The organism is Xanthomonas hortorum pv. pelargonii (genome assembly GCF_024499015.1).
GTDB lineage: Bacteria > Pseudomonadota > Gammaproteobacteria > Xanthomonadales > Xanthomonadaceae > Xanthomonas > Xanthomonas hortorum_B.
Map to the genome: position 1 here is coordinate 293,337 of NZ_CP098604.1, position 24,207 is coordinate 317,543.

Here is a 24,207-nt window from a genome sequence, read left to right on the forward strand (position 1 = left end):
TACGATCTCCAACCCGGACACACAATCACAATCTGCAACGGGGGCGCATGTGTGACTTACACAGGCACTGACAGCGGAAATGTTATGGGCGGAACCGCCACACCGATCACAACGTATCCGCCTGAACCTGGCACTGGTGGCGGCGGTAGTGGTGGCGGTGGCGGTGGCGGCGGTATTGGCGGCGGCGGCGGCGGCGGCGTGGTCATCGTTGGTCCTCCCACCCAAGAAAACTAAATTTGGGTCAAGCGCATGGCGTTGCCTGTGCGCTTGAATCCATTTAAGGTCGTGCCTGAGAAGTGGCATGAACACCATAGTGCTGCGGCGGAGTTTTTTAATTGAATAAATCTAAAAAAATAAGTACTTTTTTCTGCTGCCGCGTTATTGGTTATCGCAGGCGTATTCACCTACGTCTTTTACAGTCCCACCCGTTCACCAGGGTCGACGGTGGACGACAACACAGAGGGGGCGAAACAGAGGGCACAGCCTAGAGTTTCAGCACCAGTGGCAACTCTGATAGCGGACAGAAAAATAGATAGCGATGTTGTCAAACGACAAGGTCCAAAGGCTTTCAGCATTGTAAGGAATAAGAAGCGGCCTCCTGGAGATGTTGCGAAGTACATCGACTCTCTTCTTCAACGTTCAGAATCAGGTGATGCTGTTGCTACCTACTCAATATATCTCGCTGCACTTGAGTGCAAGAACACTTTGAGTGGGTCTGCTAGCAGAAGTGCGCTTGCGCACCAGGCGTCGGCGACCGGCGAAGGCTATCTGAAGAGCGCAGAGTCAAGCCTAGATGATTGCGCTAATTTGGCAAATCGCCCAGAGCTTCTGAACGGTGAGTGGCTAAAGAAGGCAGCCGAACAAGGTTCTCTGGAGGCGCAGTTGATGTACGCCAGAGACACCACTTCCATCATCGGATCAAGGCAGGATTACCTAAAGGATCCCGAGAAATTAGTTCAATACAAGAAGGATGCTGCACGATTCCTTGAAGGAGCCGCACAGCAAGGTAGTGTTGACGCTCTTCTCGCGATTGCGGGCGACAGTCAGCGTGGAATCATGGCGCCAAAAGACCCTGTGAAGTCATTCGCATACTACATGGCAGCTCAAAAACTGGATCGAACGTCTACCTCGATAAAATCGTGGATAACTACTCCAGCACCCTTTCACGAGACCAGATGCGCGCAGCACATGAGCAGGCTGAGGCGATCTATGAAAACTGCTGCAGATAGGCATTGAGGATGGCATCGTAGTAACTCATTGATGCAGGCAGGGCGCCATCCCCAAGCACCAAATCTATAACTAATTTTGACAGCTGCCTTTCATCGCTTATCGGGCGCACCGCCTACACACACAAGCGGAGATTTCTTACAGCTGGCACGCGGGCGATTAGGCATTCTGATTTCGGTTGTCAGGTCAACTCGCGCTGCCAGGATGGCGGCGAATGGATCGCAAGGAGCTATGCGCCGACACCTGGGAAAGCCGCCGGTCATAGACTGGCGGCTTTTTTGTTGTTGATCACAAGCGAACTCTACAGTTCGGGCTGATATAGCCGATAACGGCAAATTTCCCACGAGCAGCTGTCCAATCGCGATGCTGATCACTTGCTCTTTTTGCGTCCACCAACAACGATCTGCATGTTGCTTTGATCGATCGATGCGGTGGTAGAAACCACCGAGCCGATTTCGTTGTTGTTGAACGACAGGACCGGGCCAGCACTAGCCTTGGAAGACGAGGCATCGCTTACCAAGCCCAATGCAGCAAGCACAGCGTTGCGGGCAGCTGGTGATGCATCTTTGAAGGCAGACAGCAGGAGCCTATCAGCGGGATCCAACTGCGCGCGATGTCCAGACAGCACATACAAAACATCGACGCCACGGTCTAAAGCGGCCAGTAGGTACGCTCCACCCGGCAGATTGATGTCTTTCTCGAAGTTCAACTGCGCATAGCGCGTGAGGCCGAGCTGCACGGCCATCTCTTCCTGCGTCAATCCAAGACGCTTGCGCTCATCCTTCAGGCGTTTCCCTACGGTCATTCAGGCATTTCCTTACTTGACAATGTTGAGTTAAGTCCACAAAATTCCCAAAGTAAACGGAACCGCCACATGCCCCGTCAGAGTCAAATGCAGCAGTTCACGCCCCGCAGCCCGGAACAGGCGCGACAGTGGCTTGAAGCGAATGGCATCACGGTCTCGGCATTCGCCCGGCAGAACGGCGTGGACAGGTCAGTCGTGCATGACCTGCTCCGTGGCCGTTCTCAAGGCAAATACGGCGAGTCCCACAAGGCAGCAATCGCCTTGGGTCTCAAGGCACCACCCAATAGTGCCACAGAAATCCCAACCGCCAAAAGCTCAAGGGGGTGAGCATGTTCGGTCGAAAAAATCGTTTTCCGCTGCGAGGCGTGTAGTGCAAGGCTCATCAAACGCACAAGCTTTCTCGCGCATAAGTTCCTTCGCCACGACTCCTATGTGTGTGAGAACCCGATGTGCGGTGCGACCTACACCGGCCATTCGGAGTTAACGGGTATTGCCAGCCCCAGCGGCGTACCCACCTCACACAGCGAGCTTCCACCGACACCAGCGTATGAGCGCGCCCAAGCGCTGCAGGCTTATCGCGAATCGCTAGGCGACCGCCAGCTGGATCTGATTCCCGTGAGCGGCGAGCCGTTCTTCCCTCACCTCTGAGGCACCCCTAATGCGAAAGACCCTTGATTGGGCGGCATTGCCGCCCACGGCGAAGCTTTGCCTGGAAGTCGCGCTAGTTCATGGCGGCCTGTTGAAAACCGAGCACGGTTACATCGGCCGCACTGCGCCTGCGCAGACCGCGCAGCGCTTCGGTGCGGTCGTGGTGGCCACCCTCATGCGCGAAGGACTTGCAACGTCTGACAGCGCCAATGAACGCCTTGTCGTGCTGACCGATGCCGCCGCCGTTTTGTTCCATCTCCAACTCGCAGACAGTGAGGTCGGCTCGTGATGCACGCCAACAGCTAGTTCACAGCACAGGAGCCGCGATTCGTAGATGCGGCAAGCAATGTGCCGCAGCGCATCGCGCCACACGCCAAGCACGAAGAGGCACGCCTGCTCGCAGCCGCCGTTGACGCACACCGCCGTGCCGGCGGCACCTATGTCGTGATCGACAACGCTACAGCTTCGCTCGCGCCTCAGCGCCGGCTCGGCGTCTAAGGAAGTTTCGATGCAAGAGGATCTGCGACAACAGGTGCTGTCCCGACTAGAACGGGATTACGGACTCAAGCACCGGAGTGGTACCGAGTACATGCGCGGTGGCAAGTGCCCGTCGTGCAGCAAGAAAGAGCTCTACACCAACCATCTCAAGCCATGGGTGGTGAAGTGCGGCCGTCAATCCAAGTGCGGGCGCGAGCTGCACGTCAAGGATTTGTACGACGACCTGTTCGACGATTGGTCCAAACGCTTCCAGCCAACGGCTGCGGCCCCCAACGCTGCGGCCGATGCATACCTGCAGTTCTCGCGTGGCTTTGACCTGGCACCGCTGAAAGGTCTCTACTCCCAGGACAGCCACTACGATCGCAAGATCACCGCCGGCACCGCGACCGTGCGCTTTGCGCTGGTCAAGGGCGGCTGGTGGGAGCGCCTGATTGATCGTCCGCATCGCTTCGGCAAGCAGAAGGCGCGCTTTGCGCCAGGCCAGAGCTATGCGGGTGTGTGGTGGGCGGCGCCTTCCGCGCTGACAGCCATGCAGACGGCGCGCGAGGTGTGGATCGTTGAGGGCATCTTTGATGCGATCGCACTCCTGCAGCACGGCATGTGCGCAGTGTCGGCCATGTCCTCCAACGCATTTCCGGAGGAATCACTGCGCGAGCTGGCCAAGGCACGCATGGCCGACCTTCCGACGCTCGTGTGGGCACTGGACAACGAGCCAGGCGCCCGTGCTTACACGCACAAGCACATCAAGCGCGCAGCGGCGCTGGGCTTCAACTCGCGCGCAGCGCAGATCGTCCAGCGCGATGGCAAGAAGACCGACTGGAACGACCTGCATCTGCGCGCTATCGCGTCCGATGATGCCAAGCAATGGGACAACGACGTCAAGGAAGCCCGCTACCAAGGCGACCTGCTTGTGGCCCGCTCGGCGGTGGACAAAGGCCTGCTGATGTTCGAACACGACGGCCGCAACGACTTCTGGCTGGAGTATCGCTCCCGCCTGTATTGGTTCGATTTCGATACTCAGCGCTTCGACAAGCTGCGCAAGGAGAAGCTGGGTGACATTGATGCCGACGACGGCGACGAGGTTGCGGCCGAGGATCTGAAGAAGATCAAGCGCGCCGCGTGCTCCGTCCAGAAGATCGCCAACTGCTACCCGGAGGCGCTGTATTTCCAGCGCTAAGAGGTAACGGATGAGAGCTGGTACTACTTCCGCGTCGATTTTCCGCACGACGGTCCCAGCGTGAAGGGCACCTTTACCGGTGGTCATGTCGCCAGCGCGTCCGAGTTCAAGAAGCGCCTGATCTCGCTGGCGGCCGGCGCCATGTTCACCGGCACCGGCCACCAGCTGGACCGTCTGATCGAAGAGCAGACCGAGGCAATCAAGACGGTCGACGCCATCGATTTCGTGGGCTACAGCAGGGAACACCGCGCCTACCTGCTCGGCGATATGGCGGTGCGCGACGGCGAGTTGGTGACGGCCAACGAGGAGGACTACTTCGAGTTCGACAAGCTGCGTTTGAAGACCACGCAGAAGTCCATCCGATTGGAGATCCAGCGCGACGCCGAGGCGTTCCGCGTGGATTGGCTGCCATGGCTGTGGCAGTGCTTCGGCACGCACGGCATGGTCGCCATGACGTTCTGGTTTGGCTCGTTGTTCGCCGAGCAGATCCGCGCCGGGCACAAGAGCTTTCCGTTCCTTGAAGCCACCGGTGAAGCCGGCGCCGGCAAGACCACGCTGCTGACGTTCCTGTGGAAGCTGCTGGGCCGCTCGGACTACGAGGGCTTCGACCCGGCCAAATCGTCCAAGGCCGGCCGTGCACGCGCCATGGGCCAGGTGTCCGGCATGCCCGTCGTCCTGTTGGAGGCCGATCGCAGCGAGCCAGACAAAGCCCATTCAAAGACGTTCGAGTGGGATGAGCTGAAGGACTTCTTCGGCGGCGGCACGCTGGCAACGCGTGGCATGCGCAATGGCGGCAACGAGACCTACGAGCCGCCGTTTCGCGGCACGATCGTGATCACCCAGAACGCCGCAGTGGACGCCAGCGAGGCGATCCTCACGCGCATCGTGAAGCTGCATTTCAAGCGGCCGCAGGTCACCACCGAAAGCCGCATCGCGGCCGACAACCTCAATGCGCTGCAGGTCGAAGAGGTGAGCCACTTCCTCGTGCGTGCCATTCGCCAAGAGCGCGCAATCCTCGATCTGTTCGCTGAGCGGGTGAAGGTGTTTGAGGCCAAGCTTCGCGCTCAGCAGGATCTCCGCCTCGAGCGCGTTATCAAGAACCACGCGCAGATGCTGGCGCTGTTCGACTGTCTGCGCCTCGTTGTCGCTCTACCTGACGACATGGTCGAGCAGACGCGGCTCGCGTTGTTGGACATGGCGCTGGAACGACAAAAGGCGATCAGCGCAGACCACGCGATGGTCAACGAATTCTGGGAGGTCTACGAATACCTCGAAGCGACCGGCCACGGCAAAGCTGTGGTCAACCACAGCCGCGACGCTCAGAGGATTGCGATCAACCTCAATCACTTCGCTGCGCGTGCTTCGCAGTTCAGTCAGCCAGTACCCGATCTCAAGGTGCTGCGTGCGTTGCTCGGGGACTCGCGCCGGCACAAGTTCATCGGCGCGAACGTGGCCGTCAACAGCGCCGTCCTCAAGGACGATCTGACTGGCGTCGGCACCACCGTGAAGTGCTGGGTGTTCGCCAAATGAGCGCGCTTGCACATGTGGGAAATTTTGAGAAATTTTCGTTGACTTCTACCCAGGAGCGGAGCAACCATTGCCGCGTCGCCGCAAAATCGGCGACCGGGATTGGCGTCCCGACTTCTCAAGGCGCAACAGCGCCCATCGATCGATGCCTGGCGCTTTTTCTCGCCCGGCGTTCGCTCGGGCGCGAGCCTGCCAGTTCTATGGCGGGCGGTGCGTGGGGGCCGTAAGGCCCGCCGGTTCCTTGAGTCCGGTACGCCAACCCGCACCGTCCGCCACCCCGATTGGCGTCGGGGCGGCGGATTCCAGTCAACTCAAGGAATCCACCATGCCCTACGACGCTCAAGAAGCGCCGGCCAACGCCGGCGTCAGATCGCCCATTACTTCGGCCTGATCGCCGACACCCTCGACTGGAACCACACCGCTTGGCTCGCCCTGCAGGCGAAGCTGCAGGCCATGGGCAAGGCACCCGAGGCGCTGACCTTGGCCGACGTCGAGGCCGCCATTTCCAGCATCAATGCCGACCTGGCCGAGGTGCGCCAGTGAGCCACCGCGACCTGCACAAGCGCTGCGCGTGGCTCCCGGCGTCTACCTGCTCCTGCAGATCCGGGCGACCGACGTGCTGGCCGAACTGTACGCCGACGGTCTGCATGACAGCCCACCGGTGATGTTCGCCTGCAGCGCGATCGATGAGCCGAGCGCGTTGTTTCTTGTCGATGACGGCACCGGCTTGGTCATCGGCTCGTTGCACGTGGTCATGCCGGAAGCCGATGCCGCCGCGCTGCAGGAATGGGTGATAGAGCGAATGCCTGCATTGGAGGTGGCTTGATGGACGCCACTCATCCGAACACACAGCTGCCGGAGGACGCTGATTTCTCGATCAGTGAAGAGGAACAATTCCGACTCTGGCGCGCGTATCACGCGGCGGCATTGCTTGCCGCGCTGACCAACGACATCGCGATCGAGGCAGGCATCAATCACGACGGACCGGCGGCAGTGGCCGAGTACATCCGCCACGAACTGCTTGATGTCCTCGGCGGCGCGCAGCGCCTGCGCGAGCTTGATCCCAGCATTTCGCCATCTGGCGCCGACCTGATCTAACCCCGCAACAGCGGGCCGGCGGGCGGTGCTGTAACACCGCCCCAAGGCCCTCCACCAACGCAACTCAGGAGAGTCGATATGCAACAGCAAACTGGAACACGTCCAGCCACGGCAACACGTCTGCTGGCTTTGGGCACCGGACCCGGCCCGGAGGCTACCACGCCGATCGTTGACGCCTACGACCGCAGCATGGGCGACTGCTCAGCGACCATCACCATGCACGTCACGCATGGTGCGGTCGTGGTCACTGCCATCCTGAACATGGGACCGCTTCGCGAGGCTCGCCAAACGTGGGAGCGGCGGCGTGGCACTGGCACCGGCTGGAAACTCATCGACGGGCCTCGCCTGTGGACGACGGCAGAAGACCGCATTAGCACCGAGTTGGCTGAGTTTATGGACGGCCTGGATTTCCCATTTGACCTCGCCAACATGCTGCCGCGCAGGCCAGCTGCGGCTGCAGCTGCAGCAGTCGCACAGGCCGCACGGGAGGTGGCCGATGGTTGAGTTGCTCGCTCTGGTGGTGGTCCTGGCGCCGGCCGCCGGCGGCGCGCTGGTCTACAAGCTGTGGACGTCGCGCCGTCCGCGCCTCACCCAGACCGGCCTGGCCGTTGGACAGGTGCCGCAGCGCCTGCGGCGCCGTGCTCGCATGGCTGTGCGGCGGGAGGCTGCACATGGCTGAGTCCGTCATCCTTCTCGGCCCGCAAGGCAGCGCCAAATCTCTCAACGCCGAGGCTCTCTGTCAGAAACTCGGCCTGCAGAAGGTCATTGAGCTGGACGAAATGTTGTTCACGTTTCGCGCTGATCGCCTGGAGTCTTTCGGGCAACTGATCCTGACCTGCGACGAGCAGCAGGCTCGCACCTGGTCGGTGCGCTGGGGCCTGCGCCTCATGCGTGTCGAGGAAGCACGCGCCCAGCTCGGCGCCGCGTGGAGGACGCAGCCATGAACCTGCAGCGCACGATCGAGGTTGCTCGCGCCGCCGCGCGTATGGGTGGGCCTGGCCCTTTGTCCACGGGAGAGGCGCTGACCGCCGCTCTGGTGCTGAATCGCCACGATTGGCTGGCCGAGATGGACTACACCATCGCCGAGGCGCTAGACCGGATCGACACCGACACCGTGCAGCATCTGCGGGATGCCGAACGCGCGTTGCGCGTGGAGGTACCGTGACGCAACGTCAGGTCAACCACGACAGTCCTTTGCCGCCTTGCACGAACGGCCACCTGGCTCGCCATATGCTCGACGCCCGCCGCCCCGAGGCGGGCGGCGGGCATTTCATCGAGTGCGTGTGTGGGCGCACGCAGAAGCATCCCAGTTACGAGCTGGCCATGACCGAGTGGCGCCGAGCTCATCGGATACGCGCACCGCGTCAGCCACATCCCCGCGCGCCAAACGTCGTGCAGCTTGGCCTGCGCTTCATTGGCACGCGGCAGCGATGATCGATGGCGCAAATATGGAAGCGTTTCGCAGGGCTTGCGAGGCGCGCCACTGGCTCCGGCAGGGCTACGTGGATGCGGCCAAGGTGCGAGAACTACGGCTCCGCATCGCCGCTCAGCGCGGCTACGCCGCTGCTGAGTTGCTCGTCGAGGAAATGCGCGAGCAATGGCTGCGCAGGCGGGAGTGGATTGAGGGACAAGGCGCGTGAGCAATCCGGTGATTACGTTCGAGGATCTGCGTCGCCTTTGTGCGCCGGTCGGTCCTGCTCCGCGTGCATCGACGGTAGTGCGGTGGGCGCGCGAGCAGGGAATTCTCTACAAGTACGACGGAAGGGGCGGAATCTGGACAACCCTGGACGCGCTCAACGCTGCAGTGGGACTGGCCCAAAACGCCGCTGAGCTACACAACAAGGAGCTGATCTGATGGGACGCGGCAGGAAGCGCAAGTTCAACCCGGATATCCCCAGGCACATCGACCAAGACGCCCTCCCAAAGGGCGTCTACTGGGCCGATGGGCGCTGGTACATCATCGAACCGCATCCCGAGGGCGGTCCCACGAGGAAGCGCACCATTGCCTACGTGGATGCGAGACTTTCCGACCTCCACGCGGCCAGGGAGGCATCCCGTGGTGCCGGCCTGGTGGGCTCACTGCAGTACCTGGCCAACGCGTTCAAGCTCTCCACCGAGTACCGCGACCTGTCTCGCAGCACCCGCGATGACTACGATCGCCATGCAGAGGTGGCCTGCGGTTACGTGCTGAAGGACGGCAGTCTGTTCGGGAGCCTGCAGGTGGACCGTCTGTCCGTTCCCCTGGTGCAGCGTCTGGTCGAAGCGCTCGCCAAGGGGCGGGAGGCAAGCGCCGTGCAGCCCGCGTTGCTGGCCCGTCCGTCCACGGCCAATCACACGCTGCGGTACCTGCACCGGCTGTTTGCCTGGGGCATACGCATCGGCCATTGCAAGACCAACCCGGCCAGCGGCGTGCGCGGTGCGAAAGAGCGCGCGGACGCCAAGATGCCGGATCCGCAATCGTTCACGGCGGTGCTTGAGTTCGCCAAGTCACGCGCTGCATTGCCGCTGCACACAAAGGGAGCGGTCCCGCCATACATGCCGGCGGTGATGGTGCTGGCCTACAACGCACGTCTGCGCGGTGTCGAGGTGACCGACCTGACGGACGCGGACGCGCTCCAACAGGGAGTGCGCTGTACGCGCCGCAAGGGTTCTCGCGACAACATCACCGCCTGGAACGACGATCTGCGGTGGGCATGGATCTGGCTGCGGGACTACCGTGCTCAACGAATCCATGCACACAAACGACCGGTTCCCCTGCGCCCCGAGCAACGCGGCCTGTTGGTCACCCAGACCGGCACGCGCTTGGCGCGATCAACATTGAAAACGGCCTGGCAGCGCTTGATCACGGCAGCGATCGAGGCCGGCGTGATCGAGGAAGAAGCACGCTTCACGCTGCATGGCCTCAAGCATCGCGGCATCACTGACACGCGCGGTACGCGAGCGCACAAGCAAGATGCTGCAGGCCATATCACGCCGCAGATGACGCACCGCTACGATCACGAGTTGCAGGTGATAGAGCCACCAACGTTGCCTACTGACGAAGCGTCGGCAGAGGCGTTAGCGTTCGTCGACCTGGTTAAGCCCTCAGAGTCGTGAGAGCTGCGAATTTTCCCGGTAATTTTCCCGGTGCAACAAAAAGGGCTTGCGAATTGATCGCAAGCCCTTGATGTTTTGGCGCCCGAAGTTGGACTCGAACCAACGACCCCCTGATTAACAGTCAAGTGCTCTAACCGGCTGAGCTATTCGGGCGGGGAGCCAAATTTTAGACGCTGCCTCACGATAATGCAACACCCGGCGCACGCGCCTTGTCGTCACCAGCAGTCGGCAGTGGTTCCTGTACCAGCCGTCTTGATGCCAGCCTGGTTGAGCGAGAGCGTCCCGCACTTATCCTTCACCTGATCGCCCTGAGGCGTTGCAACCACGGTGAAGGTGGAGGCCGTGGGCGCAGCTTGAAGGGACAGCAAGTAACGCGCAGTACCGCCCTCTCTGGGCGACTGAGTAAATGCACCTCCGCCACTGAGCTTGAAGTTCGCAAACGTGCCGTTGGCTGTATGAAAGCGCTCCGCAAGGTTCGCCAATTCCATCAGATCAGCCTTGGCTTGGGCGCGGCGAGACTTTCGTATATGTTCTGTGTACGAGGGGTAGGCGACAGCGGCAAGTATCGCAACAACAGCGACTGTTATCATCAACTCGATCAGCGTGAAGCCTCTCACGGATGTGTGCGCAGCTACTCTGCACACCTTTTATTGATGATCATTTGATTTGCCTCCAGGACTGGCGTCCGCACGCCCGCGGAATGAACAGCGGCTGCGAATCGCCACCTCGAATCATCATTGAACACTGCTTGCTGAGCGCATCAGAAAGCTCGCCGCCAGAGGCACTGGGGGGCAACGGGGTCGCCCGCGAAGAAGTAATCACGGAGAGATCCTTCACCGGCCCGGTTCCAGCTGTTTTGAGCCGCACCGCCCCCGTCCCGGTAGCATAAGCGTCGCCTGTCACTGCCCCCGCTCGGACGCCAGACAACTGCGCAGCCCCAGACAATGCGTCGAGCCCATACAGCCAATTTGTACCGCCTGGCAAACAACCATCTCTAGAGCCAGGCTGAAATGTGGGAAAAAGACGATGCCATTAGCAATAGCCGGAGTACCAACAAGTCGCTCACCCACTCCTGGCAGATCGATATACCAACCCGATCGCCCAGCAGCCATCGCAACTGCAGTCGTGACCCGACTATCCTGGGTAGAAGAGACGACGCTTTGTTGCAACAGATTGCCCCGCTGAATCGTACCTGCAACTCCACGGTCAAGCACGGCATACAGTGTCTGCGACGAGCTATCCAAATCATCCCCCTCAAACGAAAACGCACCAGTCCCAAAGAACAACATTACATTTCCGCCAGCTCCAGCGGAAGCCAGCAACCCTCCCAAGATGGGCTGGCGCGTCCCTTGCGCATCTCTGGCAACGAATAGCGGGGTGTTCGCTGTTGCAACAAGTTCGGGGGCACCCGCAGTGGTTGCAAGATTACGCAGATCAAATTTCCATACTGCGCCAAGTTGGTCGGCCGCATAAACGGTATCTGCAAAACCATCGCGATTGCTGGTATTGAGAGAGGAGCCGGCCCACCGGTCAATTACTACGATATTACCCAGCCCATTGGGCGCCACTACCCCTGACTCCGCGGCAGGCAACAAGTTAACCCGGCCACTCAAGATATCGACGACGAACAGCACCGCGCGACCATTGATGCTGCCGTAACCATTGCCGAAGACTGCTTTCCAACTTACAACGCCACTGGACGAGCGAACCGGAACGATCACAGGCTTGCCTAATACATTCCCGATATTGGCAGACAACAGTAAATTTGCGTTGGAATCATTGATCTCCCAAAGACGGCGCGAGGCATTAAACCCAGAAGGATTGGACACATCGAGAGCGAAAACGCTCTTGCCGCCAGCACCAGTCGTTCCGACCAGCACGGTGGACCAGGCACCTGCGGCAGACGCAACGTCCGAAACAACAACGGGACCATCCACGTAGTAACGATGCGCATACTGCGTGTTCAGTTTGACCGTTGTGTATGGGAAGAGCAGATTTCCCATATGACCAAGCACCGATTGGGGGATATATGCAAACTGTTCAACGCCAGTACGGCCATTGAACCCATGCAGCATGCCGTCATTGGCGCCCGCATACACCATACTGCGCCCAGCACTCCCTTTACTAAGCAAGTATCCCGCGTAATTGTAAGGGTCGAATTTACCAGAAGTGACGTCATACATTGATCGATAACCAAAGTCATCGGTTGCCGCTTCAATTACCGGGGAAGAGTTAACAATATCGCCGAGCCGGGTCGTTCGTGAACGTAATGGCGTTAAATTGGAGATCTCCAATGTCTGATCACCACGCAGATAAGCGACAGCTTGGGCAGCCGACACTTTTAGCTGAGCAGCAATGCTTACCGGAGTACAATTCGATAATCCCGATATAATGTTACTACACAGCGCCGAAAGGCTGACGTTGTCAGCATTGAAGACGGCTGCGCCTGTGGGCGTGCCGTAAATGATGTTACGTGCATCTGCTGCCGGAATGACTGCACTAGCCTCCCAAAGATCGGCGTAGCTGACCTCTCCAGTGTCGCTTGCGCTGGCCACGCGCTGAGCTTTCAATCTTCCGAACCAATCCGTGCCATTGTTCAGCGCATCATAAGACGGCGCAACAGTAAAAGATCCCGCACCTATACGCGAACCAGTCAACGCGACAGTACCAGACGGAGTGAGGCCAGATGCAACACCATTCAAGATGGTACGCATTGCCGCAGTCACCTCATCGGGTGTCTTGGCATTGACAAAGCCTCCCCGCGAATTGATCGTGGCATGCCACAGCTCATCAACAACAGTGCCATCATCAACAGTACTGGGATTAGGGAACCCGCTCCAATTGGGCGGATTTAGAAAAGGATCCGCCGTTGCTGCTGCATTGACTTCATAGATACGCCCTTGAGCACCGAGCGTAATACCATAAAAGTTCATATGCAAGTCGGTTTCGCAATCCAGCCGTTTCCATTCCACACTGGTCGGCGCAAGCGTCGCGCATTCATCCGGAACCTTGACATTTCCGGCAGCAAATAGCCCACCCGTCCGTAGTGGAGTCGCCGTACCGCTATAATAGCTAGCTGCAATGTCTGCGATGGTGCCAGAGTACACGTCAGCAAATGGCAAACCAAGTGGCTCATCTTCGTTCGCAACAGACGAATCGTCCGTATTATTTGTGTAACCATCAGTAAACAACATGCCTGCGTTTTTCTGACAGGAGCTGATCACAGGCGCACCCGCGTCCACACGCCTAAATTGCTCGCCGAGATAGGAAACCGCAGACCGATTGGGGGTGCCACCATTGAGCGTCAACGTGGTGATGGCGGCATACAAACTGGCCCGCTCATCGGGCATCTTATACATGGTAACGTTATTGCGCGCATTGATCGTAAAATAACCAATATTCATTGTATTGACGCTTATCAATGACTGGGTCATCGACCCAATCATTGCCAAGGTCCTGTTACGATGATACTGAAACCAATTAGCAAAATTTTGAATTGCTAGATTATATGAAATATTATCATTATAATTTTCAGGCTTGATCTGATACCGCCGAAGATCACAGCCAGGACCGCACCCTCCGACGACTACCGGACGATTTACATTTGCGATTCTGTAGCCCGCTGGCGCCGGGCTAGTCGCCGGAAGATAGAACGTCGCAGGAAAATAATCAAATGCGTAGTTCGCGTTCCCCACATTTCCATCAAAAGTTCTAGCAGCAGTGGACCAATTCTGGTTAAAACGATATCTCACCCCGGTGCCCGCCAGATTTGGCACTACAGTATTGACAGGAATATAAAAACCTTCGGATGTCGAAGTTCGATTTTGCGTTAAATTATATGTAACTCCATAGGGTACCGCCTTATCTGAGCGTGGGTCGGCGCGGGCAGCCGTTATAACAGCATCGGCTTCCTCAGTCCCGTCCGCCTTACGCCACGGGTCGTACGTGACAGCCGGGTCAAAATAGGTTTTATTATAGACAGGCGAACGTGCAAAGCCGAACTGATCAAGTGGAGCAATCGCGCCGCCACCATATGCTTTATCAAAGTCAGCGTGGGGGAAAAGGTAAACCAGCCCACCCACATTAGTGGTACAAGTAGTGCCGCCCGAAAAAAACACCAGACCCTGAAAAGAAGTTTGCAGAGCAGTTATTCCAGCGTAGATTCAAGTCACCGACCGCCGTCAGCACTTCAAATCCCATCGAGTTTGAGTCATCAACCGCCATGATAAAAGCTGGCCGCGTGGTCGTCTGGGTATTCAACGGAGCTTGCGCTAGACGACCCTGCCCTTGTGCGGAAAACGCGACGTAAATTCCGTAACTGCACAAGGCCACCACCGCGATGAACACGATGAATCTCAATTTATAGCGGCGAACTGACATGGACATGCCTCAAGGGCGGAAGATAGTATCGACAGCGGCATCGGCGGCATCGCCGTCTGCCCCGTCGGCGTTGTATGCCGTTATCTGATAGACGGGGTTTGGATCTTCGTTGACGGGCTCACCCATCCCAAGACTTGAATTGCCTGAGATGCAAGGCCCCAGCAAACGCACATTGCTACCAGGTCCGTTACTCGGCTTCAAACTCATCGCCCAGCCAGTTGGATCGAAGGGTTGGGCGCACTCCTTCACGTCGGTGACCACTGCGCAACCGGCGTTACTCGTCCGATTGACAGCATTTTCGATGCCGCATTCCGTGGAGCGCGCAAATTGCTCGGCATTTTGGAATGCCACGTTAGACGATCGATAATTAAAAGCCATGCGCTCCTGCAGACCAGTGACCTGCATACCGGCTATACCCAGCAGCGCCAGCAAAATCAACATGATCAGCGCGACGTACAACACTGCCCCTGATTGCGTATAGCGACGTCTCAACGCACCTCGCGCAGATATTGCGCCATTACCGGATAGATTAGTTGCCATATAAGCGATTCCTCAAGGCTACCGTCGTGTCGTACACGCCTCTGACCTTGCCATCCGGCGCAGTCGGCGGAGCAAACTGCACACCAAGCACACTGGGACGATTCGCAGCTTCGGGCGCTGCTGCCGATGCGCTATCAGGGCTTCTAACAAGCAGGCCCACCTGGACACTTCCAACGCGCCGCCACTCTGCTGCCGTATTTCCCAAGGATGCGGCGGTGTTCTGCACATCCACATAGCCGCTCGGGGATTTGCGGCAAGATCCGCAACACGGTCTTGCCCATAAATGAACTGTAGACTTTCGACGCCTTCCACAAGTTCTTCAGTCGTGTACGCGCTGCCGTTATAGCGCGCACGGAACAATGCAGGCTCTCCGCTGGCCCCTCTGCCAACGTAATACACAAGGGATTCGGCTCGATACAGGCTAGCCTGTCCGGTAGGTTGCCCTGCATAGCGATCGATTGACCTTGCAACCGTCACATCACCTGTGGACGGAGCCACGACCGAAGCTTGAAAGACATCGACGTAACTGCAATCGGCGACACCGAAGAGCTGTGGAGTTGCCACACCATCCTGCGTCAGCGCGCCCCACCGGGCAGCCGACACAGTGAACCGAGTGCTCGTACCTGGTGTAACCGCTGTAACCGGGACACCTTGAGCAGAAAGAAAGCGCAGAACGACGATGTCACTTCCAGCCAACGGCGCAAGGCCTGTGATGGAGGCCGGTAGGCCAGGCGTCCACCCTGCTACTTCTGCACCCAAGGTCACAACACCTGAAGGAGCGGTTCCATTGGCCTCGTAGCCCTGGATGGAAACAATGAAATTCAAGGCCTGATCCGCCGTTGTGGAAAAGTTGGATTGCAGAGCACCCACACGCTGCAGGTGCGCCTGATCGCTGACGCAACCGAAGTGCCCCGCCATGCGCAGATCACGCTGCAGGTAGTCCATTGCAAAGCGCGCATTTTCCTGTGTGCGTGCCAAACCTTCAGACAAACGGTATGCAGTCTTGGAGGCAGCAAACACTTGAATCACACCCAGCAACAACACAAGGCCAATCACCAGCGCGATCATGAGCTCGATCAGGGAGATACCCCGCGTGCGAGTTCGGCCGGAAGCTGCACATCTCATAGTCGCGTACTCACATCAAATCGTGTGCTATCGCCGCCACGATCACTCCAACTCAGCTGGACGGTCGCAATACCATCGTTGTAAAGCACTGTCGCGCTTGCTTGATCCCCCAGCGATCGCACTACGTCGCATTTCCATAGCGTAACCATCACCGATACGTTGGCGGTGCCGATGGTCGGGACGCACGCAGAGGTGCTGACAGATCCACTGGAAAAAGTCGCCTGCCCTGGGAACGCCGCCGCGCTCAGTCGATTGACCCGCATTTGATCCAGCAACTCTGTCGCAAGATTTGTCGCCTGTGTACGCATGCTCGCGCTTTTGGACATGCGCACACTGGTAGTCTGTAGAAGCGCAAATCCGAGCAGGCCAACAGCCAGAACCAGAACCGCAACCATGACTTCGATCAATGAAAATCCCGCTTGCGGCAGCACGGTGGAAAACTGACGTCCCAACCGGTTCGTTGCCTTGCTCATGTGCAATTGCTCTTGGAAATTCGTACTTGCCCGGTGACACTGATGCTAAGCGTGCGCGCCATTCCAACATCGCCAACCTTGCAACTAGCAGGCTGAAACAACAGTGTCTGCGGCCCAGTGATTGCAGTTCCACCTGCTCCGGTCCCGATCACTCGCCCGCGACGATCAAAGGTAAATTTTTCTGCGGAGTTGCCCTTGAAAACGATGGCACCTTTGCCTTGACCATATCGAATGACCGATTCGGCTCCATCCATCACGCCGTTGGCGTTTTCGTCCCGCCAGACAAGCCATCCAGCGTTCCAGCTTCCGCCGCAGCCTGTCCCGGAACCAGAAGGACACATGCCAGCACCGGCGTTAGTGCGTATTGCCTCGCTGCGGCCAAACGACAGCGCCGCCAACATTTCGTTGGCGGCAGTAGCAACCTGATTGGACTGAATCACACCTTTGAAACTGGGGAAAGCAACCGCCGCCAAGATTCCGACCACGGCAACAGTGACCATCAGCTCAAGCAAGGTAAAACCAGATTCATGACGAACTGCCATCAAGACGCTCCCCAGCGTTGATGCCTGATGATGCGCTCGCCCTGGAAGGGAGGCAATCGCAAGACAGACGAACGGTCGCGTCTATACGACGAACGCGACCACAGCCTCATTACTCAAGTCACCACCCGATAACAAGGCCGGTAATCCCCCGAGATCTTCATGCGGCGCTGCTCGACAAAGCCGCGCAGCAGTTCGTCCAGCGCCTGCATGATGTCCGGGTCGCCGTGGATCTCGAAGGGGCCGAACTCTTCGATGCGACGCATGCCGTCTTCCTTGACGTTGCCGGCGACGATGCCGGAGAAGGCGCGGCGCAGGTCGGCGGCCAGTGCGGGAGCTGGGCGGCCGTGGTGCAGGTCCAGAGCGGCCATGGCCTCGTGGCTGGGTTCGAACGGTTGCTGGTATTCGAGCGGGATGTGCACCGACCAGTTGAAGTAGTACGAGTCCTTCTGGTCCTTGCGGTGCGCGCGCACCTCATGGATGCCTTCGGCCATGCGACGCGCCACCGCGACCGGGTCGCCGACGATGATCTCGTAGCGCGAAGCGACAGCTTCGCCCAGGGTGAGCCGGATGAAGCGGTCGATCTGCTCGAAATACGGCGCGGCGATGGTCGGGCCGGTCAGGATCAGCGGGAACGGCAAATCGGCGTTCTCTTCGCGCAACAGGATGCCGAGCAGGTAGAGGATTTCCTCCGCCGTGCCGACGCCACCGGGGAACACCAGGATGCCGTGGCCGATACGGACGAAAGCCTCCAGGCGTTTCTCGATGTCCGGCATGATCACCAGGTGGTTGACGATCGGGTTCGGCGACTCGGCGGCGATGATGCCTGGCTCGGTGACGCCGATGTAGCGGGTTTGGTGCTTGCGCTGCTTGGCGTGGGCGATGGTGGCGCCCTTCATCGGCCCCTTCATCGCGCCCGGGCCACATCCGGTACAGATGTCCAGGCCGCGCAAGCCTAGCTCGTAGCCCACCTGCTTGGTATAGAGATATTCGTCGCGCGAGATGGAATGGCCACCCCAGCACACGACCAGATTCGGGTCGGACGGCTGCAGGATGCGTGCGTTGCGCAGCTGGCCAAACACTGCGTTGGTGATGCCCTCGCTGGTATCGAGATCGGCGCGCTGTGCTTCGAGCTCGATCGCCATGTAGGCCAGATCACGGACAACGGCGAACAGCAGCTCAGCCACACCTCGGATGATCTCGCCATCGACAAACGCCATCGCCGGCGCATTGCTCAGATCGATGCGGATGCCGCGATCCTGCTGATTCACCTGGATGTCGAAATCCGGATACAGATCGCGCGCGGCGCGCGGGTCGTCCGAAGCGCTACCGCTGGTGAGCACGGCCAGCGCGCAACGGCGCAACAGCTCGTGCATGCCGCCGCTGGAGGCATCGCGCAAGCGCGCCACTTCCGCCCTGGACAACACATCCAGACCGCCACGCGGATAGATCCGCGCATCCACCACCGGCAGCGCCCGTGCTGCCGTACTGCTGAGTTCCATAGCTTGCTCCTGTCGTATCTCAGAACTTTAGCGTACTCACCCGCACAAAGAAAACGGCCGGGAAGACCCGGCCGTTTTGCAACATTCGACACGCTAACCAGATCAGAACTGGTAGCGGAAGCCGAGCTGCAGCGCCCAGCGGGAGATGCCGCGATCGTCGTAAACGGTCGACTGATCCGGGGTGTTGAAGCGGTAGACGTACTTTCCAGTGGTCTGATCGATACCGCCGTACTCGACGACACCGCGCATGCCCGGGAAGCCATACTCTTCAACGCGGCCCCACTTCTTGTTGAGCAGGTTGCCGACGTTCATGACGTCGAGCCACACAGATGCCTTGTTGTCCTTGAAGAAGCCCGGCACTTCCTGTTCGATATGAAGATCGAACTGGTTGATCCAGGAGTTGCGTGCGCCGTTGCGTTCGGCAACCTGGCCACGGCGTGCAGACAAATACTCGTTGCCTTCCACGTACGCCCAGAACGCCTGCGCTTCCGCAGCTGTGCCGAACTGCACATCGCCCGGGCCATTCGGGACATACAGCAGATCGTTCAAACGACCATCGCCGTTAGCATCGTTGTCGAAGGTGTAGCTATAGGGACGGCCGTTACGACCCTGGTAGATCAAGCCGACCTTGGTCTCGTAGTCGCCGAAGAACGCGTGCTTCCAGTTCAACGTACCGAGGATGCTGTTCTTGATCTCATACGCAGCAGTCGATGCCACGTTTTCGTTCGCCTGGAACACCGCGTTGTTGCCCAGCTGCGAACCCGAGGTCGAACTGGTCAGGCCACTGACTTCGTCAGCATCGGTATACGTGTAGTAGAGACCCCAGGACCAGTCCCCGCCGTTGAAGGGCTTGTTCAGACCAAAGGTGAAGCTCTCGCTGCCACCCTTGTCAGTAGGACGGGCTATGAAAGCATCGTTGTAAGCTGGATCACGACCGCCGCGCGCATCGACCGAAACACCTGGCGGCTGCAAGCCGTTCACATTCCAGCTGCTCGGACGCAGGCCATTGGCATTCCAGTAAATGTTGCGACCATCCTGACCAACCGCGCTCACCGCACCCAGGTTGAGCTGCTGATAGTAGATCGCCTCTTTGACCTGCGTGACCACTGCTTCGGCCGACGCCACAATGCCGTACCACGGCAGCTCGGTGTCGAACGCGAGATTGGCCTTCCATACGGACGGCTGACCCAGTTCACTATCAACGAAGTCAACCGACTGGGTTCCGACGCGCGCCGTACCATTGCCGGTCGGCTGGTTATTGATGTCAGGAGTGAAGCGAATGCCGTTGTCACGCACCAATGCCGGGCTGGAGAGGTTGTAATCGGTAAAGGCCAGGCCGGTATTAGAGTACGGGTTGGACAGCCACACGGTCGCTGCAGCGCCCTGGAACAAGCCGACGCCACCACGCACCTGGGTTGGACGATCACTGTCGAAGGTGTAGTTGAAGCCAAAGCGCGGCTGGAACAGACCGTTGCCATCGATGGTCTGGTCGTTACGGAAGCCGAACGCCGTAGATGCTGCGGCGTTATAGACCGGGCTGTTCTTGACCATGGGTTCGTCATAACGCAGACCGAAGGTCAAAGTCAGGTTGTTGTTGACCGCCCAGGTGTCCTGCAAGAACACGCCAACGTTGCGCATGCCCCATTGCGCAGCGATGTCGTCGATATTGCCGCTGTTGGACTGCGAGTAGCGGTAATTCTGCGCGACATTATTGCGATAGTCGGCGATCGAATTGAAGGTGTAGGAACCAAACACACGCTGGCCGAACAGATTGAAGATGTCGTTATCTTCGTAGTCGAAACCGAACTTGACGGTGTGGTCGTCCAGGAACAGGGTGCCGGCAAAGAATGCATTCCATGTTTCGGTGCGCAGTTCGTTGGCTTGCGTGCTCTGTTCGGTGCCTAGATTGACGGTGTTGTTACCGATACGCACGGCCACGGCCGGCAGCTGCGAGGCTGCCGTACGCACCGCAGAATAATCGCGGTACGACACCTTGGCTTCGGTGGAGAAGGTATCGGTCCAATCGCTGAACAGCTGACCGGTGTAGGTCTTGAGGCTGAAGTCGCGAACGTAGTGATATGAATTCAACGACAGCGCTTGATTACCAAAACCGTTGAGGTTGGCAGTGCTCTGCTCGCTCTCACCGTAGCGGAAGGAAGCACGATGCTTGTCGGAGATATTCCAGTCGAGCTTGAAGCCCTTCTCTTCGGAATCCGAGTCCAGTGCAGGCAGCGCAAGAGTGCCCGGATCGAACCCGTAGACATTGCGCGAGATGTCGATGATCTCGTTAACCTGTGCCTGCGAGATCGGAACGATATTGCTCTCGCCCGAGCCGGTCGGACCGTAGCCGGACGCACCGGTGAACACGCCCTTGCCCTTGTACTTCTCATAGTTGGCGAAGAAGAACAGCTTGTCCTTGATCACCGGACCGCCGAGCGTCAGACCGTAAACGGTCTCGTTGTCGAACAACTGCGGGCGGATATCGTTCTGGTTCTTGCCCGACCAATCGTTTTCGCGGTAGGTGCTGTAAACCGAGCCATGAAACTCGTTGGTACCGGACTTGGTGACCGCATTGATCACGCCACCGGTGGCACCGGTGATGGTGACGTCGTAGTTGGCGACGTCGACCGAGATTTCGTCGATGACATCCATCGAGAACGGCTGACGCGGGGTCGGCATACCGTTCGACTCAAGGCCGAAGGCGTCGTTGGTATTGATGCCGTCGACGCGGATCAAGTTGAAGCGCGGGTTCTGGCCACCCACCGAGATCTCGTTACGTGCCTTGTCGGTCTGCGCCACGCGCGGATCCAGACGTACGTAGTCCTGCAGATTACGATTGATCGACGGCAGCGATTCGATCTGCTCCCGCGTCACATTGGTGCCGGTGCCCATCTTGTTGGCACTGAACAGCGCCGAGCCGTAATCGCCACCGATGGCCTGCACTGCGCCAAGCGTGGTGACGTCGCCGCCAAGAGCTGCATCGACGCTGTTGACCTGATTGAGGTTGAGGTAAACGCCCTCTTCCGTCTTCGTGCCTTCACCCGACTTGGTGATAGTGATCGTGTACGGCCCACCCACACGCAGGCCGCGCGCGTTGTAGCGTCCGCTGGCATCGGTAGTGGCGCGGCTGACGGTGCCCGATTCGACGTGGGTGATCGTCACTTCGGCATTCGGCACCGGCTGACCGCCGCTGCTGGTGACCACACCAGCGACGCCGGCAGAGGTGCTCTGGGCAAATACGGGGGCAGCGGCAAGTGCGGCAACAAGGCCAAGCGTCAGCTTGGACATGCGAAGACAACGGGGGTGGGTCATTTCGGTAGCCTCGATACAGGTTGGGCAGTGACAAAAAGGCGCAGTCAGCCCAACCGTTCCCGGGGATGGGCTGCCGATGATCTGGGGTCCCTCGCCGCGCGGCTGGTTGCTGCCGCAACGGTTAACAACAGATTAACACGCTAAGGCCTGATTGTGACGGCGGCGTGACAAACTTCGCGCAGTGCAACATGAACTTCGCATGTGAAGGCGCAAACGCCATGTTGTGCAAAGTTGCAGAGTGAGCGAGACGTGGCTCTCGGATGAAACGAGCCCCTGCTTCGACCTCTGAAAGCCGAATGAAGGCTACTGCTGTGACCATCGACTGTGACGTGAGGCCACCCGCCATGCTTATGCGTTCACTCCGCAGGAGTGCGCGCAGCTCTTCGCTGCGCCCTAGTCAAGCCAAGCCAAACGAGCGACGTCACAGATCGAGCTGTTCGCAGCTTGCGCATTAGACAACAGGAATGGTTGGGCTCGATCGCATTCCGGGCCAAGTCAGCCAGGCACCGCAACCCGTTTCATCCACCTGTGACAGCCGCCCTGCCCTGGCCCAGCTCGCCTCAAATCGACACCGGCAACTTGAAGTAGGTCCCTAACCCATCTAGGAACATCTGCACCGAAATGGCCACCAGCAGCATGCCCATCAGCCGCTCGATCGCGGTCAGTGCGCGATGACCGAGCAGTTTGTACAGCAGCGGGGCCGAGGCCAGGATCGTGGATGCACCGATCCAGGCAATCATCAGCGCCAGGCTCCAGTCCCAGAGTCGAGTCGGTTCGTTGCTGCCCATCAGCATCACCGCAGCCATGCCCGACGGGCCGGCCACCAGCGGGATGGCCAGCGGCACGATGAAGGGTTCGCCATCGGGGATCTCGCCCATCAGGCCTTCCGGGCGCGGGAAGATCATGCGGATGCCGATCAGGAACAGCACGATGCCGCCGGCGATCGCCACCGATTCCTGGCGCAGATGCATCAACTCCAGCGCATACTTGCCGCCCCACAAAAATGCCATCAGCACGAACAAAGCGATCAGCAACTCGCGCGCGAGCACGAAACGCTGGCGCTTCGGCGGCAGCGGCTTGAGTACACTGAGAAACACCGGGATGTTGCCCAGCGGGTCGAGAATCAGGAATAGCAGCAAGGCTGCCGACAGGATGGTCATACGGAAGGACTCCAGATCGCACCACGGTGCGCGCCACCGGCCGTGGACAACAAGGTGACGCAGGCGGGAGCGTAGCGTGCGGGTTCGACCGCGGCGCTGTCTTCCTGATGCGTAAAAGCGCGTGCGCGTAACACGGTACGCATCGGTCCGGGCTGCAGGCCGCTAATGCGCACCGGGCCTGCGGCAGTTTCGTGATGCAAACTCGCAAGCAGGCCACGCTGCGCATGCTGGGCAGCGCCATAAGCGCCCCAATAGGCCTGGCCAACGCGCGCCGGATCGTCCACAACGAAAACCACTGCTGCGTCGTCCTGCTGGCGCAGCAGTGGCAGGCAGGCCTGGGTCAACCAGGCGCGCGCAGTGAGGTTGATATGCAGGTTGCGTGCGAAGTCTGCAGGCGCCGCGAGTTCGGCCGGGGTCAAGCCGGCGAAGTCGGCAGCGCAGTGCAGCAGGCCATGCAAACCACCCAGTTCGGACTGCAGACGTTGCGCAAGTGCGATGTAATCGTCTGGCGTAGCACCGGCCAGATCCAACGGATACAGCAACGGCTCCGGACCGAGCTTGGCAACCGTATCGTAAACGCGCTCCAGCGGGCGCAGCTTGCGACCGAGCAGCACCACCGTCGCACCGGAAGATGCGCAGGCCTGTGCAGCGGCAGCGCCCAGGCCGCCGGCGGCACCGGTAATCAGCACCACGCGCTCAGCCAGCGCAGACGCCTCGGACTGGCCCTGCAACGCACTCACGGCTGATAGGCCTCACTGACGATGCGCTTGAGTTCGCCGGCTTCGAACAGCTCCAGCGTGATGTCGCAGCCACCGATCAGCTCGCCGCGGATAAACAATTGCGGGAAGGTCGGCCAGTTGGAATAGCGCGGCAGATTCGCGCGTACCTCGGGTTCTTCCAGCACGTTGACCGTGCGCAGCTGGTCGGCGCCGGCAGCAACCAATGCCTGCACCGCGCGACTGGAAAACCCGCACATCGGGAACTGCGGGGTGCCTTTCATGAACAACACGATCGGGTGTTGTTCGACTTCGGCCTGGATCCGTTCCATCACCGGCATTGGACTCTCCTGACTGGGAGCGGCAGGCCCGACCGCCGGGTCG

At 59.3% G+C, this 24,207-nt stretch carries 26 protein-coding genes, 1 tRNA gene and 4 pseudogenes; 16 read left to right on the plus strand and 15 right to left on the minus strand.

The window, feature by feature from the left end:
- The first annotated feature begins 444 nt into the window (after positions 1-444).
- A complete protein-coding gene (locus NDY25_RS01275) occupies positions 445-1,236 on the plus strand; it encodes an SEL1-like repeat protein (protein ID WP_256627716.1) in 792 nt (263 codons plus the stop codon).
- Between the two features lie 361 nt (positions 1,237-1,597).
- On the opposite strand, the gene NDY25_RS01280 is transcribed toward NDY25_RS01275, so the two are convergent.
- Positions 1,598-2,032: a helix-turn-helix domain-containing protein gene (locus NDY25_RS01280; protein WP_256627717.1), complete on the minus strand. Its 435-nt coding sequence runs from the start codon at positions 2,030-2,032 to the stop codon at positions 1,598-1,600.
- Between the two features lie 87 nt (positions 2,033-2,119).
- Here NDY25_RS01280 and NDY25_RS01285 point away from each other — a divergent pair, with 87 nt between their 5' ends.
- The 15 genes and pseudogenes from NDY25_RS01285 to NDY25_RS01350 all read left to right on the plus strand — a co-directional run bounded on the left by NDY25_RS01285 (position 2,120) and on the right by NDY25_RS01350 (position 10,076).
- Positions 2,120-2,359, plus strand: a complete 240-nt coding sequence (locus NDY25_RS01285) for a DNA-binding protein (RefSeq protein WP_040237455.1) — start codon at positions 2,120-2,122, stop codon at positions 2,357-2,359.
- Between the two features lie 54 nt (positions 2,360-2,413).
- Positions 2,414-2,680 (plus strand): hypothetical protein, encoded by a 267-nt coding sequence (locus NDY25_RS01290; protein WP_256627959.1) that lies wholly within the window; start codon positions 2,414-2,416, stop codon positions 2,678-2,680.
- Between the two features lie 10 nt (positions 2,681-2,690).
- Positions 2,691-2,969 (plus strand): hypothetical protein, encoded by a 279-nt coding sequence (locus NDY25_RS01295; protein ID WP_256627718.1) that lies wholly within the window; start codon positions 2,691-2,693, stop codon positions 2,967-2,969.
- Positions 2,966-3,178, plus strand: a pseudogene (locus tag NDY25_RS22905) (hypothetical protein). Before NDY25_RS01295 ends, NDY25_RS22905 begins: the two are co-directional and overlap by 4 nt.
- Positions 3,179-3,188: 10 nt before the next feature.
- Positions 3,189-5,885 (plus strand): annotated as a pseudogene (locus NDY25_RS01300) (toprim domain-containing protein).
- Positions 5,886-6,207: 322 nt separating this feature from the next.
- Positions 6,208-6,425 (plus strand): annotated as a pseudogene (locus NDY25_RS01305) (hypothetical protein).
- A 28-nt stretch (positions 6,426-6,453) separates the two neighbouring features.
- Positions 6,454-6,708, plus strand: a complete 255-nt coding sequence (locus tag NDY25_RS01310) for a hypothetical protein (RefSeq protein ID WP_256627719.1) — start codon at positions 6,454-6,456, stop codon at positions 6,706-6,708.
- Entirely contained in the window at positions 6,708-6,980 is a 273-nt protein-coding gene (locus NDY25_RS01315) for a hypothetical protein (protein WP_057672057.1), read from the plus strand. The genes NDY25_RS01310 and NDY25_RS01315 overlap by 1 nt, the downstream gene beginning before the upstream one ends.
- A gap of 78 nt (positions 6,981-7,058) precedes the next feature.
- On the plus strand, positions 7,059-7,484 hold the full coding sequence (locus NDY25_RS01320; RefSeq protein WP_256627720.1) for a hypothetical protein: 426 nt from the start codon (positions 7,059-7,061) through the stop codon (positions 7,482-7,484).
- Positions 7,477-7,659, plus strand: coding sequence for a hypothetical protein (locus NDY25_RS01325; RefSeq protein WP_168960011.1), 183 nt, complete (start codon positions 7,477-7,479; stop codon positions 7,657-7,659). Before NDY25_RS01320 ends, NDY25_RS01325 begins: the two co-directional genes overlap by 8 nt.
- Positions 7,652-7,924 (plus strand): hypothetical protein, encoded by a 273-nt coding sequence (locus tag NDY25_RS01330; protein ID WP_168960010.1) that lies wholly within the window; start codon positions 7,652-7,654, stop codon positions 7,922-7,924. Before NDY25_RS01325 ends, NDY25_RS01330 begins: the two co-directional genes overlap by 8 nt.
- Positions 7,921-8,145 carry a hypothetical protein gene (locus NDY25_RS01335; RefSeq protein WP_168960009.1) on the plus strand — a complete coding sequence of 75 codons (225 nt, stop codon included), beginning with the start codon at positions 7,921-7,923 and terminating at the stop codon, positions 8,143-8,145. The genes NDY25_RS01330 and NDY25_RS01335 overlap by 4 nt, the downstream gene beginning before the upstream one ends.
- A 265-nt stretch (positions 8,146-8,410) precedes the next feature.
- Positions 8,411-8,620, plus strand: a complete 210-nt coding sequence (locus NDY25_RS01340; RefSeq protein ID WP_168960008.1) for a DUF7696 family protein — start codon at positions 8,411-8,413, stop codon at positions 8,618-8,620.
- Entirely contained in the window at positions 8,617-8,835 is a 219-nt protein-coding gene (locus NDY25_RS01345) for a hypothetical protein (protein ID WP_168960007.1), read from the plus strand. The genes NDY25_RS01340 and NDY25_RS01345 overlap by 4 nt, the downstream gene beginning before the upstream one ends.
- A complete protein-coding gene (locus NDY25_RS01350; RefSeq protein WP_168960006.1) occupies positions 8,835-10,076 on the plus strand; it encodes a site-specific integrase in 1,242 nt (413 codons plus the stop codon). Before NDY25_RS01345 ends, NDY25_RS01350 begins: the two co-directional genes overlap by 1 nt.
- A gap of 76 nt (positions 10,077-10,152) precedes the next feature.
- Here NDY25_RS01350 and NDY25_RS01355 read toward each other — a convergent pair.
- The 14 genes and pseudogenes from NDY25_RS01355 to grxD form a co-directional block, all read right to left on the minus strand.
- A tRNA-Asn gene (locus tag NDY25_RS01355) sits at positions 10,153-10,229 on the minus strand.
- Between the two features lie 62 nt (positions 10,230-10,291).
- A complete protein-coding gene (locus NDY25_RS01360) occupies positions 10,292-10,666 on the minus strand; it encodes a type IV pilin protein (protein WP_256627960.1) in 375 nt (124 codons plus the stop codon).
- A 309-nt stretch (positions 10,667-10,975) separates the two neighbouring features.
- Positions 10,976-14,194, minus strand: a complete 3,219-nt coding sequence (locus NDY25_RS01365) for a pilus assembly protein (RefSeq protein WP_256627721.1) — start codon at positions 14,192-14,194, stop codon at positions 10,976-10,978.
- Positions 14,160-14,456 (minus strand): hypothetical protein, encoded by a 297-nt coding sequence (locus NDY25_RS01370; RefSeq protein ID WP_256627722.1) that lies wholly within the window; start codon positions 14,454-14,456, stop codon positions 14,160-14,162. Before NDY25_RS01370 ends, NDY25_RS01365 begins: the two co-directional genes overlap by 35 nt.
- A 9-nt stretch (positions 14,457-14,465) precedes the next feature.
- On the minus strand, positions 14,466-14,996 hold the full coding sequence (locus NDY25_RS01375) for a pilus assembly PilX family protein (protein ID WP_168960003.1): 531 nt from the start codon (positions 14,994-14,996) through the stop codon (positions 14,466-14,468).
- Positions 14,986-15,228 (minus strand): PilW family protein, encoded by a 243-nt coding sequence (locus NDY25_RS23085; protein ID WP_425526356.1) that lies wholly within the window; start codon positions 15,226-15,228, stop codon positions 14,986-14,988. The genes NDY25_RS01375 and NDY25_RS23085 overlap by 11 nt, the downstream gene beginning before the upstream one ends.
- A gap of 89 nt (positions 15,229-15,317) precedes the next feature.
- Positions 15,318-16,121, minus strand: a pseudogene (locus tag NDY25_RS01380) (PilW family protein); the annotation flags it as partial.
- Positions 16,118-16,594: a type IV pilus modification protein PilV gene (gene pilV, locus NDY25_RS01385; RefSeq protein ID WP_168960001.1), complete on the minus strand. Its 477-nt coding sequence runs from the start codon at positions 16,592-16,594 to the stop codon at positions 16,118-16,120. The gene pilV and the pseudogene NDY25_RS01380, both read right to left, overlap by 4 nt.
- A complete protein-coding gene (locus NDY25_RS01390; RefSeq protein WP_168960000.1) occupies positions 16,591-17,136 on the minus strand; it encodes a GspH/FimT family pseudopilin in 546 nt (181 codons plus the stop codon). Before NDY25_RS01390 ends, pilV begins: the two co-directional genes overlap by 4 nt.
- Positions 17,137-17,249: 113 nt before the next feature.
- Complete coding sequence (gene ppnN / locus NDY25_RS01395) at positions 17,250-18,635, minus strand: nucleotide 5'-monophosphate nucleosidase PpnN (RefSeq protein WP_168959999.1); 1,386 nt, start codon at positions 18,633-18,635, stop codon at positions 17,250-17,252.
- Between the two features lie 102 nt (positions 18,636-18,737).
- A complete protein-coding gene (locus NDY25_RS01400; protein ID WP_168959998.1) occupies positions 18,738-21,947 on the minus strand; it encodes a TonB-dependent receptor in 3,210 nt (1,069 codons plus the stop codon).
- Between the two features lie 560 nt (positions 21,948-22,507).
- Positions 22,508-23,107, minus strand: coding sequence for a YhgN family NAAT transporter (locus tag NDY25_RS01405; protein ID WP_006450537.1), 600 nt, complete (start codon positions 23,105-23,107; stop codon positions 22,508-22,510).
- Positions 23,104-23,847, minus strand: coding sequence for an SDR family NAD(P)-dependent oxidoreductase (locus NDY25_RS01410; RefSeq protein WP_168959997.1), 744 nt, complete (start codon positions 23,845-23,847; stop codon positions 23,104-23,106). Before NDY25_RS01410 ends, NDY25_RS01405 begins: the two co-directional genes overlap by 4 nt.
- A complete protein-coding gene (grxD, locus tag NDY25_RS01415) occupies positions 23,844-24,164 on the minus strand; it encodes a Grx4 family monothiol glutaredoxin (protein ID WP_168959996.1) in 321 nt (106 codons plus the stop codon). The genes NDY25_RS01410 and grxD overlap by 4 nt, the downstream gene beginning before the upstream one ends.
- Positions 24,165-24,207 lie beyond the last annotated feature (43 nt).

What these genes read in the sequence shown, in the direction of transcription:
- NDY25_RS01280 (WP_256627717.1), bottom strand. Translation starts at nt 2,032, where the DNA reads ATGACCGTAGGGAAACGCCTGAAGGATGAGCGCAAGCGTCTTGGATTG.
- NDY25_RS01285 (WP_040237455.1), top strand. Translation starts at nt 2,120, where the DNA reads ATGCAGCAGTTCACGCCCCGCAGCCCGGAACAGGCGCGACAGTGGCTT.
- NDY25_RS01295 (WP_256627718.1), top strand. Translation starts at nt 2,691, where the DNA reads ATGCGAAAGACCCTTGATTGGGCGGCATTGCCGCCCACGGCGAAGCTT.
- NDY25_RS01315 (WP_057672057.1), top strand. Translation starts at nt 6,708, where the DNA reads ATGGACGCCACTCATCCGAACACACAGCTGCCGGAGGACGCTGATTTC.
- NDY25_RS01320 (WP_256627720.1), top strand. Translation starts at nt 7,059, where the DNA reads ATGCAACAGCAAACTGGAACACGTCCAGCCACGGCAACACGTCTGCTG.
- NDY25_RS01325 (WP_168960011.1), top strand. Translation starts at nt 7,477, where the DNA reads ATGGTTGAGTTGCTCGCTCTGGTGGTGGTCCTGGCGCCGGCCGCCGGC.
- NDY25_RS01330 (WP_168960010.1), top strand. Translation starts at nt 7,652, where the DNA reads ATGGCTGAGTCCGTCATCCTTCTCGGCCCGCAAGGCAGCGCCAAATCT.
- NDY25_RS01335 (WP_168960009.1), top strand. Translation starts at nt 7,921, where the DNA reads ATGAACCTGCAGCGCACGATCGAGGTTGCTCGCGCCGCCGCGCGTATG.
- NDY25_RS01340 (WP_168960008.1), top strand. Translation starts at nt 8,411, where the DNA reads ATGATCGATGGCGCAAATATGGAAGCGTTTCGCAGGGCTTGCGAGGCG.
- NDY25_RS01350 (WP_168960006.1), top strand. Translation starts at nt 8,835, where the DNA reads ATGGGACGCGGCAGGAAGCGCAAGTTCAACCCGGATATCCCCAGGCAC.
- NDY25_RS01360 (WP_256627960.1), bottom strand. Translation starts at nt 10,666, where the DNA reads ATGATAACAGTCGCTGTTGTTGCGATACTTGCCGCTGTCGCCTACCCC.
- NDY25_RS01370 (WP_256627722.1), bottom strand. Translation starts at nt 14,456, where the DNA reads ATGTCAGTTCGCCGCTATAAATTGAGATTCATCGTGTTCATCGCGGTG.
- NDY25_RS01375 (WP_168960003.1), bottom strand. Translation starts at nt 14,996, where the DNA reads ATGGCAACTAATCTATCCGGTAATGGCGCAATATCTGCGCGAGGTGCG.
- pilV (WP_168960001.1), bottom strand. Translation starts at nt 16,594, where the DNA reads ATGAGCAAGGCAACGAACCGGTTGGGACGTCAGTTTTCCACCGTGCTG.
- NDY25_RS01390 (WP_168960000.1), bottom strand. Translation starts at nt 17,136, where the DNA reads ATGGCAGTTCGTCATGAATCTGGTTTTACCTTGCTTGAGCTGATGGTC.
- ppnN (WP_168959999.1), bottom strand. Translation starts at nt 18,635, where the DNA reads ATGGAACTCAGCAGTACGGCAGCACGGGCGCTGCCGGTGGTGGATGCG.
- NDY25_RS01400 (WP_168959998.1), bottom strand. Translation starts at nt 21,947, where the DNA reads ATGACCCACCCCCGTTGTCTTCGCATGTCCAAGCTGACGCTTGGCCTT.
- NDY25_RS01405 (WP_006450537.1), bottom strand. Translation starts at nt 23,107, where the DNA reads ATGACCATCCTGTCGGCAGCCTTGCTGCTATTCCTGATTCTCGACCCG.
- grxD (WP_168959996.1), bottom strand. Translation starts at nt 24,164, where the DNA reads ATGCCGGTGATGGAACGGATCCAGGCCGAAGTCGAACAACACCCGATC.